This window comes from Streptomyces sp. B8-7 (assembly GCF_058833805.1).
The window spans coordinates 362,101-379,107 of record NZ_JBYRRL010000006.1; the positions used below are offsets into that span (position 1 = coordinate 362,101).

The 17,007-nt window shown below is 75.1% G+C and carries 13 protein-coding genes and 1 pseudogene; 6 read left to right on the forward strand and 8 right to left on the reverse strand.

The window, feature by feature from the left end; translation table 11 throughout:
- Positions 1-97 precede the first annotated feature (97 nt).
- On the reverse strand, positions 98-514 hold the full coding sequence (locus AC5K6T_RS29860) for an STAS domain-containing protein (RefSeq protein WP_493213991.1): 417 nt from the start codon (positions 512-514) through the stop codon (positions 98-100).
- Between the two features lie 356 nt (positions 515-870).
- On the opposite strand from AC5K6T_RS29860, the gene AC5K6T_RS29865 reads away from it, so the two are divergent.
- Both AC5K6T_RS29865 and AC5K6T_RS29870 read left to right on the forward strand, forming a co-directional pair.
- The gene (locus AC5K6T_RS29865) at positions 871-1,608 is read left to right on the forward strand and encodes a sigma-70 family RNA polymerase sigma factor (RefSeq protein WP_493213993.1); all 738 of its coding nucleotides are present in this window, start codon (positions 871-873) and stop codon (positions 1,606-1,608) included.
- Positions 1,605-2,996 carry a zf-HC2 domain-containing protein gene (locus tag AC5K6T_RS29870; RefSeq protein ID WP_493213994.1) on the forward strand — a complete coding sequence of 464 codons (1,392 nt, stop codon included), beginning with the start codon at positions 1,605-1,607 and terminating at the stop codon, positions 2,994-2,996. Before AC5K6T_RS29865 ends, AC5K6T_RS29870 begins: the two co-directional genes overlap by 4 nt.
- A gap of 201 nt (positions 2,997-3,197) precedes the next feature.
- Here the strand turns inward: AC5K6T_RS29870 and purU are convergent, their stop codons facing one another.
- Positions 3,198-4,076, reverse strand: coding sequence for a formyltetrahydrofolate deformylase (purU, locus tag AC5K6T_RS29875; RefSeq protein ID WP_493213996.1), 879 nt, complete (start codon positions 4,074-4,076; stop codon positions 3,198-3,200).
- Between the two features lie 252 nt (positions 4,077-4,328).
- A complete protein-coding gene (locus AC5K6T_RS29880) occupies positions 4,329-4,775 on the reverse strand; it encodes an SCO4402 family protein (RefSeq protein ID WP_493213997.1) in 447 nt (148 codons plus the stop codon).
- 172 nt (positions 4,776-4,947) lie between these two features.
- Between AC5K6T_RS29880 and AC5K6T_RS29885 the strand changes: the two genes are divergently transcribed.
- A complete protein-coding gene (locus AC5K6T_RS29885) occupies positions 4,948-6,252 on the forward strand; it encodes an ABC transporter substrate-binding protein (RefSeq protein ID WP_493213999.1) in 1,305 nt (434 codons plus the stop codon).
- A 187-nt stretch (positions 6,253-6,439) separates the two neighbouring features.
- On the opposite strand, the gene AC5K6T_RS29890 is transcribed toward AC5K6T_RS29885, so the two are convergent.
- Together AC5K6T_RS29890 and AC5K6T_RS29895 are read right to left on the reverse strand one after the other, a co-directional pair.
- Positions 6,440-7,693: a hypothetical protein gene (locus AC5K6T_RS29890; RefSeq protein WP_493214001.1), complete on the reverse strand. Its 1,254-nt coding sequence runs from the start codon at positions 7,691-7,693 to the stop codon at positions 6,440-6,442.
- Positions 7,694-8,735: 1,042 nt separating this feature from the next.
- Positions 8,736-10,121, reverse strand: a complete 1,386-nt coding sequence (locus AC5K6T_RS29895) for an NsdA family TPR-like regulatory protein (RefSeq protein WP_493214002.1) — start codon at positions 10,119-10,121, stop codon at positions 8,736-8,738.
- 320 nt (positions 10,122-10,441) lie between these two features.
- On the opposite strand from AC5K6T_RS29895, the gene AC5K6T_RS29900 reads away from it, so the two are divergent.
- The gene (locus tag AC5K6T_RS29900) at positions 10,442-11,104 is read left to right on the forward strand and encodes a bifunctional DNA primase/polymerase (RefSeq protein WP_493214004.1); all 663 of its coding nucleotides are present in this window, start codon (positions 10,442-10,444) and stop codon (positions 11,102-11,104) included.
- 100 nt (positions 11,105-11,204) lie between these two features.
- Positions 11,205-11,396 (forward strand): annotated as a pseudogene (locus AC5K6T_RS29905) (transporter); the annotation flags it as partial.
- A gap of 216 nt (positions 11,397-11,612) precedes the next feature.
- On the opposite strand, the gene AC5K6T_RS29910 reads toward AC5K6T_RS29905, so the two are convergent.
- The gene (locus AC5K6T_RS29910) at positions 11,613-12,494 is read right to left on the reverse strand and encodes an alpha/beta fold hydrolase (protein ID WP_493214006.1); all 882 of its coding nucleotides are present in this window, start codon (positions 12,492-12,494) and stop codon (positions 11,613-11,615) included.
- 945 nt (positions 12,495-13,439) lie between these two features.
- The gene (locus AC5K6T_RS29915; RefSeq protein ID WP_493214008.1) at positions 13,440-14,132 is read right to left on the reverse strand and encodes an iron-dependent transcriptional repressor DtxR; all 693 of its coding nucleotides are present in this window, start codon (positions 14,130-14,132) and stop codon (positions 13,440-13,442) included.
- 347 nt (positions 14,133-14,479) lie between these two features.
- Here AC5K6T_RS29915 and AC5K6T_RS29920 point away from each other — a divergent pair, with 347 nt between their 5' ends.
- Complete coding sequence (locus AC5K6T_RS29920; RefSeq protein WP_493214010.1) at positions 14,480-15,235, forward strand: SIS domain-containing protein; 756 nt, start codon at positions 14,480-14,482, stop codon at positions 15,233-15,235.
- A 207-nt stretch (positions 15,236-15,442) separates the two neighbouring features.
- Here AC5K6T_RS29920 and AC5K6T_RS29925 read toward each other — a convergent pair whose 3' ends face one another.
- Complete coding sequence (locus AC5K6T_RS29925) at positions 15,443-16,864, reverse strand: PAS domain-containing protein (RefSeq protein WP_493214012.1); 1,422 nt, start codon at positions 16,862-16,864, stop codon at positions 15,443-15,445.
- Positions 16,865-17,007 lie beyond the last annotated feature (143 nt).

Here is a 17,007-nt window from a genome sequence, read left to right on the forward strand (position 1 = left end):
CCGGCGACCGGGGTTCCGTCCGCCCGGCGACGAGGGCTTGGTCACACCGGGCAGCGGGTGGAACGCCGGACCGGCCTCGGAAGGGCCGGGCGTGTCGTCACGCCGACAGCGGGCGGTCCTCCCCGGGGACGCCCGAGGCGTGTGCGGCCTCGGCGACCGCCGCGCTGACATCGGGGTGGACGTCGAACAGCCGGCGCACGCCCAGGGCGCCGATCACACGGTTGACGTGGGAGCCGTCGGGGGCCCCCGCGGCGGGCAGGATCAGGCGGAGCCGGCCCTGGCAGGAGCGCAGCAGCCGGCGGGCGGCGATGAGCACGCCCACCCCGCTGGAATCGCAGAAGAAGACCTCGGAGAGATCGAGGACGATACTGCGGCGGCCGTCCGCCACCATGTCGTGGACGCGCTGGCGCAGCACGGGCGACGTCACCAGATCCAGTTCGCCCGTCACGCTGAGCACGGCCCAGTCGCCCCGCTCGTCATCGGTCACGTTGAACGCCACCACCGTGCCCTTCACTCGCCGGAACGTCCCGGAAACAGCCCGGAAGAAAGCGGTCCGTGCGCTCCCTGTCAGCGCGGCTGCCCAGCCGCCGTTCCCTGAAACACGACCCGGAAAACGAGAAACGGTCGAAAGAGGCTTGTTTCAGTCGTACTCGATCCTGTTCGATCGAGTTGGCAACAGGCTTGATCATGCATGAGGCGGGTAGGCGCGGCAGAAGGCACGAGGTGCACCAAAGGTCCCTTATCACTCGGGGCGCACAGGGGGGCGCACATTGCCATAAAGGGGCGTGCGCCGTCAGACGTGCCGACTACATTCGGGTACGCGGCGGAAGCACGCTTGTCACAGACCGGGCAGCAGCAGGGGAGGGGTCCATGGCGGCGCAGGACGCACCACCCCGCTGGGACCGCAGGATGCAGCAGCGGCTCGCCCGGGGCGAGGCCGCGGCCCTCGGCGAGTTCTACGACCGCTTCGCCTCGCTCGTGCACGGCCTCGCGCACACCGTGCTCGGCGACGAGCACGCCGCCGACATGATCACCCGCGACGTCTTCGCGCACGTCTGGGAGCACCCCGAGAGCTACGACCCCCGGCAGGGCCCGCTGCGGTCCTGGGTCGCCACGCTCACCCACCGCCTCGCCGTACAGCGGCTGCGCGCCACCGGGACCGCCGCGCTGGAGCAGGGCGGCCGCACCGCCGGGGACGCCGACGGCCCCGAGGATCCCAGGGCTCCGGGCGGCCTCGGCCAGGGGGATCCGGAGGACCTGGAGAACCGGGAGGAGCTGGAGGGCCGGGAGGACCGGGAGGACCGGGAGGACCGGGAGGACCGGGAGGACCGGGAGGACCTTGAGGACCTTGAGGACCTTGAGGACAGGGTCCGCCGCGCCTCCGTCGCCGCCCGCGCCGACTACATCGTCCAGTCCATGCCCGCGCCGCTGAGCGCCGCCCTGGAACTGGCCTACTTCCAGCGCCGCGACTACCGTCAGGCCGCCGCCGACCTCGGCGTCACCGAGGACGAGGCCCGCCGCCGCCTGCGCCTCGGGCTGCAGCTGCTGTCCACCGCACACGACGCCGGCCGCCCCGGCGCACCCCCGGGATACGGAGACCTGACGTGACCGGGCCGAACCCGTTCGAGGCGTACGACGACCAGCCGGGCCCCCGGGGCCGGGGCGGCCCGCCGGACGGCACGCCGCTCCCGCCCGACGGCGCGCGCGGCTCCGGCTCACCGGGCGGTCCCGGTGACGGCGCCGTCGGGTCCGGCGCCCCCGGCCCGGACCGGCCGCCCCGCATACCGCTGCCGCGTTCCTCGGTCGAGGACAGCGGCCTGCCGCTGCCGGACCTGCCGGAGGGGGCGCCGCCCGTGCTGGCGCACCAGGTGTTGAAGGCGCTGCTGGGCGCGTGGGCGCTGGCCGCGTGCTCGCCGGAGGAGACCGCTGCGGTCGAGGAGCATCTCGGCACCTGCGGGGCTTGTGCGGAGGAGGCGCTGCGGCTGCGTGGGGCGGTCGGGCTGCTCCAGCGGGCCGAGCCGCTCGACCTCGACCCCGGGCTGCGCACCCGCGTGCTGCAGGACTGCCTGGAGCGCCGCCCTCCCCGCGTCCCGGTGCCCGACTGGGCCGCCGCCTACGACGCCGAGACCGCACGCCTCGACGCGCTGCTGCAGGACTTCGGGGACGCGGAGTGGCATGCCCCGGTGCGGCTGCGCTGGTTCGGGGGACGGGAGTTCACCCACCGCCGGACGACCGTCGCCGGGGTGATCGCGCACCTGATGGCCGTCGACGGCCTCGTCGCGGTCGCCCTGGGGCTCGCCGACCCTCTCGGGAACACCCTGAAGGAGTCCGCGGAGGGCGGTCCGGCCGCCCGCACCGAGGCCTGCTGGCGGGCCTCTCGTCTCCCGCCCACCCGCACCGTGCGGGCGCCCTGGCGGGAGCAGAGCCACGCCATCGTGCGCACCGCGGCCTTCACCGGCGGCACCGGCGGCACCGGCCGAGTGGACGGCTCCGGCGGCGGCCCCGGCGTACCCTACGGCGGCTTCGAGCTGCCGCTGCCCGACGCGATGCTCGACCGTGCCTTCGAGTGCTGGGTGCACGCGGAGGACATCGCCGAGGCCGTGGACTACCCGTACGACCCGCCCGCCGGACGGCATCTGCACGGCATGATCGACCTTGCCGCGCGGCTGCTGCCCACCGTGCTCGCCGTCCGCCGCCGGGACGGCCTGGCCGCGGCGGGTCCCGGGCGCCACCTGGTGGCCGCCGGTGAGCCCGGCCGGACGCTCCGCCTGGAGATCGAGGGCAGCGGCGGCGGCGAGTGGCTGATCCCGCTGGACTCCCCCGCGGCGGTCGGCTCCGCGGCGCTGGAGGTCGCGCACGTGGCCCTCGACGGCGCCGAGTTCTGCCGGCTGGCCGCGGGCCACGTACCGCCGGAGGAGGCCGCCGTGGGACAGGGAGGCGACCGCGCTGCGATCAGAGAGGTGCTGTACGCGGCGGCGTCCCTCAGCCGGATGTGACGGGCAGGACCGGATGTGACGGGCAGGACGGGAGAGCCGCGGGCGGGGACCGGCACGAGCCCCGGTCACCCGGGCCCCAGGCACGGTACGGACCCCGGGCACGGTACGGGCCCCGGGCACGGTACGGGCCCCGGGCACGGTACGGGCCCCGGCCGGGCGCGCGGGGCGGGCCCGGCACGGTTCACCCGGTCCCGCGGTGGATCAGGCGAAGACGACGGTCCGGCGGCCGTTGAGCAGGATCCGCCGCTCGGCGTGCCACTTCACGGCCCGCGCCAGCGCCTGGCACTCCACGTCGCGCCCGACGGCCACCAGCTGGTCCGGCGTCACGCCGTGGCCCACCCGCTCGACCTCCTGCTCGATGATCGGGCCCTCGTCGAGGTCGGCGGTGACGTAGTGCGCGGTCGCGCCGATGAGCTTGACGCCCCGCGCGTGCGCCTGGTGGTAGGGCTTGGCGCCCTTGAAGCTCGGCAGGAAGGAGTGGTGGATGTTGATGATCCGCCCGCTGAGCTGCTTGCACAGGTCGTCCGAGAGCACCTGCATGTAGCGGGCGAGCACGACGAGCTCGACGTCCCGCTCCCGGACGATCTCCAGCAGCCGCGCCTCGGCCTCGGCCTTGGTCTCCTTCGTGACCGGGATGTGGTGGAAGGGAACGTCGTACGAGGCCACGAGTTCGGCGAAGTCGGTGTGGTTGGACACCACCGCCGCGATCTCCACGGGGAGGGCCCCGATGCGCGCCCGGAACAGCAGGTCGTTCAGGCAGTGCCCGAACCTGCTGACCATCAGCACGACCCGCATCTTCTCCTCGGCCAGGTGGATCTGCCAGTCCATCTGGAAGGAGTCGCCGACGGCCGCGAAGCTGGCCCGCAGCTTCTCCACGGTCACCGGCGGCTCCGCCGAGAAGTGCACCCGCATGAAGAACAGGCCGGTGTCGTGGTCGCCGAACTGCTGGCTGTCCTCGATGTTGCATCCGGTCATGAACAGGTAGCTCGACACGGCGTGCACGATGCCCTGCTTGTCGGGGCAGGACAGGGTCAGGACGTACTGATCGGCCGGGGCCGCGGCGCTGGGCTGCTCGTTCATGCAGGAAAGGGTCCCATACGCGGCCCGGCGGACGGGCAGCCGTTCCGCTGGGCGGACCACCGCCCGGACGACCGCCCGGAATGCCGCCCGTACCACCGCCCGGAGTGCCGCTCGAAGCGCCGCGCACCTGCCCGGTCGGAACCCGTGCACCCGGCGCACCACCGCCGGCCCGGACCGCCGGGCGCCCCCTGCGCGAGCCGGTGACCCCCTGCGGTTCCAGCCCCCGGCAAGGCGCGATGCCGGTGACTGCGGCTAGGCGGACCGCGTCAGGATCTGCAGCACTTCGAGGGTGCGCGGCGGCGTCTCGGGGTCCTCGCCGTCGCTCGTCGCCATCCGCACATGCGCGTCCCGGGCCGCCCGCACCGCCTCCGGCCAGCCGGCGTTCTCCAGGTACGAGGCGACCGGGGCGTCCGGGCCGACCTGGTGCATGATCCGCAGCACGCGCAGCACGGCGGTGTCGACGAGCGCGGCCTCCTGCGAGTCGCGGAAGATCGTGCCGACGTACTTCTCGGCGGACCAGTTGTCCAGCCAGGTGTCCTCCACGAGCCGGTACACGGCGTCGGTGACGTCTCCGTATCCGTCGACCCCGGCCAGCCAGACCTCGCGCTGGAACACCGGGTCGGAGAGCATGTGCAGCGCGGAGCGCACATTGCTGCGCCAGCGCCACCACGGCATGTCGTTGAGTGGCATGCCGCCCATGGTGGAGGAGCGACGGCCGCGACGGGAAGAGTTCTCCGAACCTTGCACGGTCGTCGATCGTACGTTCCCCGCCGCGCCTGCCGGAACGGTCCCCCGCAATTCACTTCGGCGTCACCCAGCGTTGCCTGAAGGGCACTCCAGGGTTAGCGGTGTGACGGAATCGTGTGGGGACATGACCGGCAGGCCGCACGACCACAGCACCTTCCTCCCCCACCTCACCAGGCCTCTGCGAAGAAGCGTCCGCACCGTGGCCGCGCTGGTGGCGCTGGCGTCGTCGGCCGTCGGATGCGGGGTCCTCCCCGGCGTCACGGGGGGCGACGGGGACGACCGCATCACCGTCATGACCTGGGCACCCCAGGACACCAACCTCACCAACAAGGCCGGCATGCCCGCGTTCGCCCGCGCCTACGCGCGCTGGGTGAACTCCCGCGGCGGCATCAACGGACACAAACTGCATGTGGCGGCCTGCAACGAGCGCAACGACTCGGTGTCCGCCGCCAAGTGTGCCCGGCGCGCGGTCAAGGAGAACGCCGTCGCCGTCGTCGGCTCCTACAGCCTGCACGCCAAGTCCTTCTTCCCCATCCTGGAGAACGCCGGCATCCCCTACATAGGCGGCTACGGCATCACCAGCGACGAGTTCACCTCACCCCTGTCCTACCCGGTCAACGGCGGCCAGCCGACGCTGCTCGCCGGTCTCGGCCGGGAACTCGGCGAGGGCTGCGGCCCCGTCTCCCTGGTGCGGCCCGACACGATCTCCGGCGACGAACTGCCCGTCATGCTGAACGCGGGCCTCAAGGCCGCCGGGCACGCGCCCGCCGCCGACCTGCGGGCGCCCGAGGACGCCACCGAGTTCTCCACGCAGACCCGGCGCGCCCTGGACGGCGCGACCGCCGGGGACGGAGGCGCCGGCTGCGTGGTGCCCTCCCTCGGCGACCGCACCAAGACCTTCATGGACTCCTTCCGGCGGACCCGCGAGGAGTACCCCGAGGTGCGCACCGGCAGCGTCCTGGGCAGCGTCGACCAGACCGTCATCGACGCCTCCGGCGGAAAGTCCGGCCCGTACGAGGGGTCGTACGTCACCGGCTGGTACCCGGTGGAGAGCGACCCGCGCTGGGACCCCATGAAGCGCGTGATCCGCGAGCAGGCGTTCACCGACAACCGCATCGATCCCGCGGATGCCGCGGTGCAGACGACCTGGATCGCCTACACCGTGCTGCACCGCGTCCTGGAGCAGATCGGCGAGGGCGACGTGACGGCCGACACCGTGCGGCGCACCCTCGACTCCGGCCTGAAGGTCGACACCGGCGGACTCACGCCGACCCTGCGCTGGCAGTTCCAGGACCGGCTGGCCTCCATCGGCTTCCCCCGCCTGGTCAACACCAAGGTGAGCCTCCAGGTCGTCCGGGACGGCCGGCTCGTCGCGGCCCGCAAGGACTTCCTGGACATGACGAAGGCCCTCAAGGGCGCCGACGTGTAGGGCCCTGACCCGTGGGGCGGCACCCCGCACACCGACCACGGCGGTCCGCACGGGCGGACCGCACGGGCGGACGTGTGCCGGCGGACGTGTGCCGACGGCACCACAGGGCACGACGGGGAGGTCGCCGCGCGGCGCGGGTCCGGGCGGCCCCTCGGGGCGGGGCCCGGACCCGCGCGCCGCGCCCGGGTCACAACTGGGTCGGCTGCCGCTGGGTCAGGCCGTACTTCGCGGCGATGGTGTTCCACAGCCCGGCCGCCTTGCCCTTCTGCGTGGTGGCGGTGCCGCTGGCCTTGTCACCCGCCCGGGTCTGGCCGGTGGAACGGGCCTGCCCGCCCCGGCAGTACTTGCGCTGGTCGCCCGCCACCTGGTCCGCCCACGCCGCGTAGTGGTCGTCCGCCGATGCGGACGCCTTCCACGCCGCGGTCAGGGCCTTCGTCAGCTCCGCGTGCCCGGGCAGCTGGTCGACGTCCAGCCCCTCCAGCCGCGTCACCAGGCCGTTGCGCTGCTGCGCGGCGCCCCGCAGGTCCTGCGCAGCCCGGGCGAGGCTCGTGCAGGCCCGCACGTCGCCCACCGCGCTGACCACCGAGGCGCGGCCGTTGCCGCTGTCGGCCAGCAGCTTGTCCAGCTCGACGGCCTGCGCCTGCGCCGGGTCGGCCGACGGGGACGGCGACGCGTCCGCGGAGGCCGGGGCCGAGCTGTCCGCGCTCGCCGCGGCCGAGGCGGCCACGTTGCCGGCGTCGCCGTCCCCGTCACCGCCGCCCATGAGGGCGCCCGCGCCGATGCCGAGGACCGCGATGCCGATACCGACCGCCGCGATGAGCGGCACCCGCGAGCCGGCGCGCCCGCCGCGGCCCCGGCCGTCGCCCCCCTCGTCGTACGGGTCCGCGCGCCGGCCCTCACCCGGGTACGGGGCGCCGGCCGCGGGGCCGCCGGGCCGTTCCGCCGCGGGGTACGGCGCCGGGCCGCCCTGCGGCGCCCGCGTGCGCGGCGTCTGGCGGGTACCGCCGGCCGGGCCCGGCTCGTCGCGGAAGAGCCCGGCGAACTCGGCGGGCGGCTGGCGGTCACCGTCGGCCGGCACGGGCGGGAGGTACTGGGTGGCGGCCTCGCCGGGACCGCCCGCGGCCGCGGTGCCCGGGCCTGCCGCGGGTCCTGTCCCGAGGTAGGCCGTCGTCTCCGCGGGCGCCTCCGGGGAACCGCCGTACACCCCGGCGGAACCCCCGTAGGCCCCCGCGGGCCCGCCGTAGGAGCCGCCCGGAGCCTCGGGTGGCAGCGCGCCCGAGGGCACCGGCGGGAGGTACTGGGTGGCGCCCTCGTCCGCGGCGGGCGCGGACTGCACCGGCGGGAGGTACTGCGTCGCGCCCCCGTCCGCGGCGGCCGCGGACGGCACCGGCGGGAGGTACTGCGTCGCGCCCTCGTCCCCTCCGGGCGCGACCGGGGACATGGGGGGTATGGGGGGTATGGGGGGTATGGGGGCTATGGAGCGAGTCGCCTCGTCGGCGGCGTACGGCGACGGAGCCCCGCCGTCGTACGCCGCCCCGTGCGGCCCGGGGCTCTCGTGCCGACCGTGACGCCCGTGCCTGCCCCGGCTCCCGTGGCCGGGACCGCCGTGTCCGGGGCCGCCGTGTCCATGGGTCTCGTGGGTCTCGTGGGTCTCGTGGGTTCCCTGGGTGCCGTGACGTCCGTGGGGCCCGGCCGTTCCCCCGGAGCCGTGCGCGTCCTGGGCGGCATGCGCGCCATGGGCGGCATCGGCGCCGTACGTGCTCTGCGCCGCGTGCGCACCCTGCGGGGCCTGCACCCCGTAGGTGCCGTGCGGGGCCTGTGCCCCGTGGGCGCCGTAGGCGTCATGGGCCGCGGGGCCGCCGCCATGAGCGCCGTACGCGCCTTGCGCCCCGTGGGGGTCATGCGTCCCATGGGGCGCATCGTGAGTCCCGTGAGTCCCGTGAGTCCCGTGGGCACCGTGCGTCCCAGGAGCCTCGTGAGCCCCCTGCGTGGCGTACCCGTCGGGCGTGCCGTAGCCGGCGGGCGGGTAGCCGTACGACGCCACTGCGGGCGGGGCCTCCGGCGGCAGCGGGCCCGGTGCGGCCACGGGCGCGGCCGAGGCGGGCGGTCGTGCGCCGGTCCAGGGCTCCTGGCCGGGCGTCCCCCACGGCTGGTCGGGCGGAGTCGGCCACTGCTGGTCGGGGGCCTGGCCGGAGCCGGTCCCGGACCCCCACGGTGTGCTCCGGCCACGGCTGTCGGCCGGGGCCGGAGCGGGGCCGCCCGGCAGCAGCGGCGCACCGCCGTCGGAGGGCAGCACGACGCCTTCGTGCGCGGACCGCGCCGAGGGCTCCTCGCCCTGTCCACTCTGCGTCACCGGGACTCCTACGAATGGGGGACCTTCGGAATCGTCGGCTCACGCTACCGGGTCCCCGGAGCCGCATGCCACGCAGCTCAGAGAGCGAACTCCCTTCCTGTGACGCCGGTTACACCCCCTCGGGGCGTCCTCAGGCGGCCTGCTGCAGCTCCAGCCGCGCCCCGAACTCCCGGACCACCGCCTCGTCCCGGTAGGGGTCGAGGCGCTGCTGGAAGTCCTCCAGGTACTCGGCGCCGCGGTTGGAGCGCAGGGTCTCCAGGATGCCCACCGCCTGCAGGCCCGTGGCGCAGGCCTGCTCGATCTCGCGCTGCTGCACCTGCGCCGTGGCGAGCAGCACATAGCCGATGGCGCGGCGGCGGGCCCGCGACGGCGGGTGCCCGGCGAGGGACTGCCCGGCGCAGCGGGCGGCGGCTTCGGCCTGCCCGAGGTCGCGGTGGCAGTGCGCCAACTCGTCGGCCAGGTAGGCCTCGTCGTAGTGCGCGATCCATGCCGGGTCGTCCCCGGCCCGCGGCTCGGCGCGCTCCATCGCGGAGACCGCCCGCCCGGCCGCCGCGTGCGCCGCGCGTCCGTCGCCCAGCAGGGCGTGACCGCGGGCCTCGGCGCCGAGGAACATCGCCTCCGCGCGCGGGGTCACGACTCCGCGCGCCCCCTCCTGCGCCGCGCGCGCCAACTGGGCGATCTCGCGCGGGTTTCCGAGCTGGGCGGCGAGGTGGCTCATGGACGCGGCCAGGACGTAGCCGCCGTATCCGCGGTCACCCGCGGCCTGGGCGAGCCGCAGCGCCTGGATGTAGTAGCGCTGGGCGAGGCCGGGTTGTCCGGTGTCCACGGCCATGTATCCGGCGAGTTCGGTGAGGCGGGCGACGGCGGCGAACAGTTCGCGGCCCACGGCCTCCCGGTAGGAGCCCGCGAGGAGGCCGGAGACGACGCTGTTGAGGTAGTGCACGACGACCGGGCGGACGTGCCCGCTGCCGTACTGGTGGTCCAGGTCGACCAGCGCCTGGGTCATGGCACGGACGGCGGCCACGTCGGACATGCCGACCCGCGGCCCCGCGGAGCGCGCCACCTGCGCGTCCGGCGAGGAGATCAGCCAGTCGCGGCTCGGCTCGACGAGCGCGGAGGCGGCGACGGAGGAACCGGACAGGAAGTCCCGGCGGCCCACGTCGCTGCGCCAGAGCTCACACACCTGCTCGATGGCGCCCAGTACCGTCGGCGAGAACTGGAGGCCGACGCCGGAGGCGAGGTTCTTGCCGTTGGCCATGCCGATCTCGTCGATCGTGACCGTGCGGCCGAGTTTGCGCCCCAGTGCCTCGGCGATGATCGCCGGAGCGCGTCCGCGCGGCTGCTGCCCTCGCAGCCAGCGGGCCACGGACGTCTTGTCGTAGCGCAGGTCGAGGCCGTGTTCGGCCCCGCACATGTTGACCCGGCGGGCCAGCCCGGCGTTCGAGCAGCCCGCTTCCTGGATGAGCGCCTGCAGCCGTTCGTTCGGCTGACGCGCGACGAGAGGCCTTGCGGCCATGGTTCTGACCCCCTGTGGCTGTGGTGCCTGCCCCGTGCACCGGTTGTCGTGTCGTGCGGAACCGAACGCGGATCGGCGCACCGGCCGGTGCGCCGAAGAGTTCCGGCTGTGAAGATCGATGCCCAGCGGACATGTCGAACATGCGAGGCATGCCAGGATTGCCGGAGTGAAGCGGTGAGCCGACCCCTCGGTGACTACCCGGCCCGCTCCCCGGATCCTCCCGCGCGCCCCCGCGTGTGCACCCATGCGCCCCGGACGCCGAACCGGTGCTCCCGTTCCGCGCGCGGGCGCGCCCGTAACCCGAGGTGGACGGGGGAGTTGTGTTCAGCGTGGAAGAGACGATCCCGGGCACCCAGGCCGCACAGATTCCGCAGCAGCGCGGGGAATCGCTGCTGGAGACAGCCGTACGCTACGCCGAGGAACGCCACTGGGACGTGTTCCCCGGCACCTGGCTGGAATCCGTCGACGGGGTGCCGTACTGCTCCTGCGCGGACGCGGCGTGCCCGGCGCCCGGCGCGCATCCGGCCCGGCCGGACTGGGCGACGCAGGCGACGGGCAGCGCGACCGTCGCACGCCGGATGTGGCAGAAGCAGCCGGAGGCGTCGGTCCTGCTGCCCACGGGGCGCACGTTCGACGCGATCTCGGTCCCGGAGTCGGCCGGGTTCCTGGCGCTGGCGCGCATGCAGCGGATGGAACTGACCCTGGGGCCGGTCACCTTGACGCCGGACCGGCGGATGCAGTTCTTCGTGCTGCCCGGAGCCTCCGTGAAGGTGCCCGATCTGGTGCGGAAGTTGGGGTGGGCGCCCGCGTCGCTGGACCTCGTGGCGCTGGGCGAGGGCGCGTACGTGGCCGCCCCGCCGACCCGGTTCGGGTCGCGGGGGGCCGTGCAGTGGGCCTGCCGGCCGACGCCTGCGAACCGGTGGCTGCCGGACGCGGAGGAGCTCCTCTCGCCGCTCGCCTACGCGTGCGGCCGGGACCGCTGAGCCGCTCCGCCGCACCGGCTCCGGATGCCGCGCCGCCGATCCGGGCGGCGCGGCCCCCCGGCCCTTCCCGACACCCCGGTCGCCTTCTCCGGACACCCCGCTGAGCGGTCTGGTGATCGCCGTCGGGGCGCAGTTGGTCAACTTCGCCGCTCAGCGGCTCGGTTCGAGCGGGCTCGGTCAGCTGGAGCCGGTCGCCGAGGTGCAGCGCTGGGTGCCGCCGGCGTCGGCGGTCGGCGGGGCTGGCCCTGCTCGGTCTGCGGCTGGCCGCACCGCGCACGGCCCGGCGGCTGCCGGAGATCCTCACCGCCGTCAGCAAGGGCTGAGCACCCCACGGCCCCGGCCCGGCGTCCGGGACGCGAGACGGGGCGCACGGGCCGGAGGCCGGGCAGCCCGGCCCCGCGCGCGGGCGTACGCGGCCGGGCGGCTCAGTCCGCCGGCGCCGCGGCCGGAAGGCGCTGCTGCCGGGAAGCTCGCGGCGTCCGGTGCGGTGCCCGGCGAGGCGGTGGGGCTACCGCGCCGGGACGGCGTCCAGGAACGGCTCGATCGCGGCCCGCCACGCCTCGGGCTGGTCGTAGTGGACGAGGTGTCCGGCGTCGGCGACCTCCGCGTACCGGCCGCGGGGCAGGACGCGGACCATCTCCTGGGCCTCGGCCCGGCCCAGCCTGCCGTCGAGGCCGCGGACGACCAGGGCCGGGCAGCGGACCTGGGCCAGTTCGTCCCAGTGGGCGTCGTAGACCCAGGTCGCGCGGGACTGCAGCATCTGCTCGGGGTCGAAGACGGGCCGCCAGCCGTCCGGCGACTCCTGCATGACCTCGGCGTAGAACTCGCCGCGGGCCGGGTTCGGGCGCTCCACCCAGGGGTCGTCCTCCCCGAACCACTTGCGGACGTCGGCGAGGGTGGCGAAGGGCAGCGGCCAGGACGCGAACCAGTCGGCCCATTCGCGCTGCGAGGCGGCGCCGAGCGCGGAGGCCCGCATGTCGCAGATGATCAGGGCGCGGACCAGGTCGGGGCGTTTCGCGGCGAGCTGCCAGGCGGTCAGCGCGCCCATGGCGTGGCCGATGAGGACGGCGGGGGCCAGGCCGAGCTGTTCGAGGGCGGCTTCGGCGTCGTCGACGTAGGCCTCGCGGGTGAAGGCGGCCTGCGGGGGTTTGTCGCTCTGGCCGTGGCCGCGCTGGTCGAGGGCGACGGCGCGGTGCCGTTCGGAGAGCCAGCGCGCGGTGGGCGCCCAGTGGGAGGCGCGGCCCATCAGTCCGTGCAGTAACAGCACGCCGGGCCGGTGGTCGCCGTCGCCGTCCGGCTCCGGCCGGTCCCCCGGCTTGGGAGGGTCGCCGAACTCCCAGGCCGCGAGGCGTACCCCGCCGCTTCCCCTCACATCGATACGCCGCGCCATACGTTCCGGCACCCCCCAAGCTCCGCTCGGATCGCCCGCTCCCGCCGGGGCCGCGCGCTCCGCGTCCGCGCCCGCCCGTCGTCCCGCTGTACTGCTCGGCCGTGCCGCCGGGCCACGCTGCCCGTGGGCCGTACCCGTGTCGTACGTACCGCTGGTGTCGTCTTCGGTACGGTTCGCCGCCGGTGCGCCTCACCGCATGTACGCCTCACCGCATCCACGCCTCGCCGCATGTACGCCTCGTCGCACCTGCCGCTCGTCGTGCTCAGGGCCTGCCGTGCCTGCGTGTGCTGCGGTGTGCTGCGGACCAGGCCCGTCGTGCACCGGAGCCGCCGCGGACCAGATCCACCGTGGACCGGGCCCGTCACCGGCCAGGCCGTCGCGGCCCGGGTCGCCGTGCCTGCGGGCCGGTGGCCACTCGACGACCTCCGCAGACTATCGAACTCTCATTCGAGATCCGGGTCTTCGCGGACAACACCCCTCGTTCGAGTGACACCGCTCAGGGAATGATCGCCTTCGCCGAGGGGAGACCTTCAGCGGGGGGCGGACCGCTCGGGGAAACCGGTCCGAAGGGCACGACCCTGAGAGCTCGGGGCTCCGGGTCGGCCCGGGGGAGGACAGGCCCCGGCGCCGCAAGGCGCTGGGGCCCTCTCCGCACGTCCGGCGTTTCCGGTGTTCGCGGCGCTCGGGGTGTTCTCGGCACATCCGCCCGACCCTCCTGGTCATATGCCTCACGCCCTCAGCCTGGCACGCGCGGCGCCCCGCCGCTGCCGTTCGGCGCAGCCGGTGCGGGGATTCGCCGCGCCTGCGGCACATCCCGACGGTCCTCGCGCCCCCCGGAGCCGCCGGACGCGCACACCGCCGCGCAGCGCCGGCCCCGGCCGGCGGCGTCCACCGGTGCGCCGGAGAACGCGGCCCGCGGCCCCGGGCCCCGCGCCCGCACTCCGCTCAGCGCTTGGCGACGAACACGTGGGAGGCGACGTCCGACTCCAGCTCGGCCGCCTCGCCGCCGCTGCCCACCAGCACCCCGCCCGCGGACTCGGTCACGCTGACCACCGCGCCGGGCTGCACGCCCGCCCGCCGCAGCGTGTACATCAGCTGCGCGTCCGTCTGGATGGGCTCGCCGATGCGGCGCACGACGACGCTGATGCCGTCCCCGCCCGGCTCCAGGTCGGCCAGCGAGACCATGCTGTCGTCCAGGAAGGGGTCGGCGCCGTCCTTCTCGCCCAGTTCCTCCAGGCCCGGGATGGGATTGCCGTACGGCGACTCGGTGGGGTGGCGCAGCAGCTCCAGCACGCGCCGCTCCACGGCCTCGCTCATCACGTGCTCCCAGCGGCACGCCTCGGCGTGCACCTGCTCCCACTCCAGGCCGATCACGTCCACCAGCAGGCACTCGGCGAGCCGGTGCTTGCGCATGACGCGGGTGGCCAGGCGGCGGCCCTCGTCGGTCAGCTCCAGGTGCCGGTCGCTCGCCACGGACACCAGGCCGTCGCGCTCCATCCGGGCCACGGTCTGGCTGACCGTCGGCCCGCTCTGATCGAGCCGCTCGGCGATGCGGGCGCGCATGGGGACAACACCTTCCTCCTCCAGCTCCAGGATGGTGCGGAGATACATCTCCGTGGTGTCGATCAGTCCGGACATACGTGCCCCTCGGTGAGATTGCCGGAGGCTCGACGGTCTCCGGCCCGTGCGCTGGCCCTGGCCTCAATTCTGCCGGATGCCACCGACAACCGGGCCGCGCAGGCGGAACAGGGCCGTTACGCGTGGGTGAGCACGGCTTCCACGCCCCCGTGCGCACCCGGCCGGGGCCGGGCCGCGGCGCGGGGGAAGGCCTGGCCGGGGCGGGCGTACGGCGCCGGGCCGCCGTATTGACATCTCAGTGGTCCAGACCGCACCGTGATCCGCGACACAGGCACCGCGGGGCGGCGGGACGGGCATGGCGCCGCCGGGGCGCGGTACGGGCACCGCGAGGAGCGAAGGGGCTCTGCATGGGCGACAGCAAGCTGGCCGACCAGTACTTCGACGCCGCGATCGGCCTGCTGCGGCGGGTCCGCGACGAGGAGGCCGAGGCGGTCGCGGCGGCGGGCACGCTCCTCGCCGACACCGTCGCGGCGGGCGGCCGCCTGTTCGCGTTCGGCGCCGGGCACTCCTCGCTGGCCGCCCAGGACGTCGTGTACAGGGCGGGCGGCCTGGCACTGATGAACCTGCTCACCGTGCCGGGAGTGGTGGGCGTGGACGTGATGCCCGCTCCGCTGGGTTCCGCCCTGGAGCGGGTGGACGGCCTCGCGGGCGCCGTCCTGGACTGCTCGCCGGTGCGCTCCGGCGACACCCTGGTGATCATCTCGCTGTCCGGCCGCAACGCGCTGCCCGTGGAGATGGCGATGAACGCCCGCGCCCTGGGCGTGAAGGTCATCGGTGTCACCTCGGTCGCCTATGCGGCCGAGACGAGGTCGCGGCACGTCTCGGGCACCTTCCTCAAGGACCACTGCGACCTCGTCCTCGACTCCAAGATCGCGGTGGGGGACGCCGAGCTGGTCCTGGACAGCGTGCCGGCACCGTTCGCGCCCGCCTCCACCGTCGTGACCACCGCCCTCCTGCAGGCCGTCATGGCCACCGCCGCGGGCTCCCTCGCCGACCGCGGCATCGAGCCGCCGCTGCTGCGCTCGGGCAACGTCGACGGAGGGCACGAGTGGAACGGGCGGGTGATGGAGGAGTACCGGGAGCGCATCTTCTACCGGCACTGACGCACCGGCCCCCAACGGCACCGGCCGCACCCGCGACCCCAGCGGCACCCGCCTCCAGCGGCGCCGGAGCACCGACGGCCGGCGTCTGCAGCCGACGGCCGGCGGCCGGCCGGGCCCGGGGCACGTGACCGGCGGCGGGAACACCTCCGCCGGGCCCGCGCCGGCCACGCGTACGGCCCGGCCGGCGCACCGCCGGCCGGGCGGCGGTCACCCCCGCTCCGCCGGTCCCGCCAGGTCCAGCGCGGCGGCCATCCGCAGCGCGACGTCCTCCGCGTAGGCGGCGTCGGCGCGGTCGAACGGAGTGCGCGCCGGTCCGCGCAGGAACGTCACCACACCGAGGGTGCGTCCCCGGCTGCGCAGCACCGCGCACAGGGCGTGCACGGCGTCGCCGGGCCACTGGCGGGCCAGCGCCCAGGCGCGGGCCCGGTCGGCGGGTACCGGACCGGCGGCGGCCCGCACGGTGCCCGCCCGCTCGGCACAGGCCGGCGCCGGATGCCCCTCCGGGTAGCGGACCGGGAAGCCCGCACGGCCCGAGAGCAGACCCGGCCCCGGCGCACCGGGCGTCGCGGCGAAGCGGACCAGCCGCACCGGGCCCGCGGACCCCTCCCCGTCCGCCGCCGTACCGGAGGCCGGAGAGTCCGCGACCCGGTCGATCAGGGCATGGTCGGCGAACCCGGCGAGCGCGAACTCCAGATGGACGGTGACCGCCTCGGCCGGGTCCTCGCACTCGGCGGCGGCCCGGGCGGCGCGGTGCAGCTGATGGGTGCGGAACCGCAGCAGAGCCGCGTCCTGCTCGCCCTGCCTGGCCTCGGTGACGTCCTGGAACAGCCACCCCACGCCCAGCGGCACGGGCTCCTCCGCCAGCGGGGAGGCCAGCCGGACGAACCCGCAGCGCCAGCAGCGGCGCCGTTCGCCGTCGGGGGTGCGCACCGCCACCCAGATCTCCGCCGGCGCGGGCGGGGCGCCCTCGGCGAGCACGTGGGTGAGCACGCTCTCCAGTTCCTCCACGCCCTGCGTGAGCAGCTCGCCGAGCGGGCGGCCGAGCACCGCGGTGCGGCCGGTACCGAGCGCGCGGGCGGCGTGCGCGTTGACCACGGCGGGCCGCAGGTCGGCGTCGACCAGCACGACACCCCACGACGCGTTCTCGAACAGGGCCTCGCTGAGGGCGATGCACCGTTCCAGGTCGATCTGCGCGTGCACCTCGCTGAACGCGCAGTACACCCCCGCGGGACTGCCGTCGGGGCCGCGGACCGCCGCGGACTGGGTGCGCACCAGGACCCGGCCGCCGTTCTTGGTGAGCAGCGCGAACTCGTGGACCTGGCGGCCGGGCGCGTGCATGGCCGACAGCAGCCGGTCCTGCACCTCCGCGGCGTCGGCGCTGCGCGCCGCCCATCCGGCCAGTCCGCTGCGGCCGACCGCCTCCTCCGCCGTCCAGCCGAGGATGCGCTCCGCCTCCCGGTTCCAGTGGGTGACGGCCCCGTCGGCGTCGAACGCGCACAGCGCCGCGTCCATGCCGTCGAGCAGCGCGGCGAGCAGGTCCGAGCCGTCGGCGGTACCGTCCCGGTCCGGCCGCCCCGAACCTTCCGGGCCCAGTTCGTCCGTGGACCCCCTACGCCGTGAAGCACTCACCCGGACCCCCCAAGCAGGCTGCGTCCGCACGGACGGCGCGCGTCGGATCGCTCACTGCCCGTCATTCAACAAGAACGTGACGGAGCCCACATACGGTTCCCGCAAGATTGCCGGGGAATCGTTGCACGGCGGAGACGCGGCGG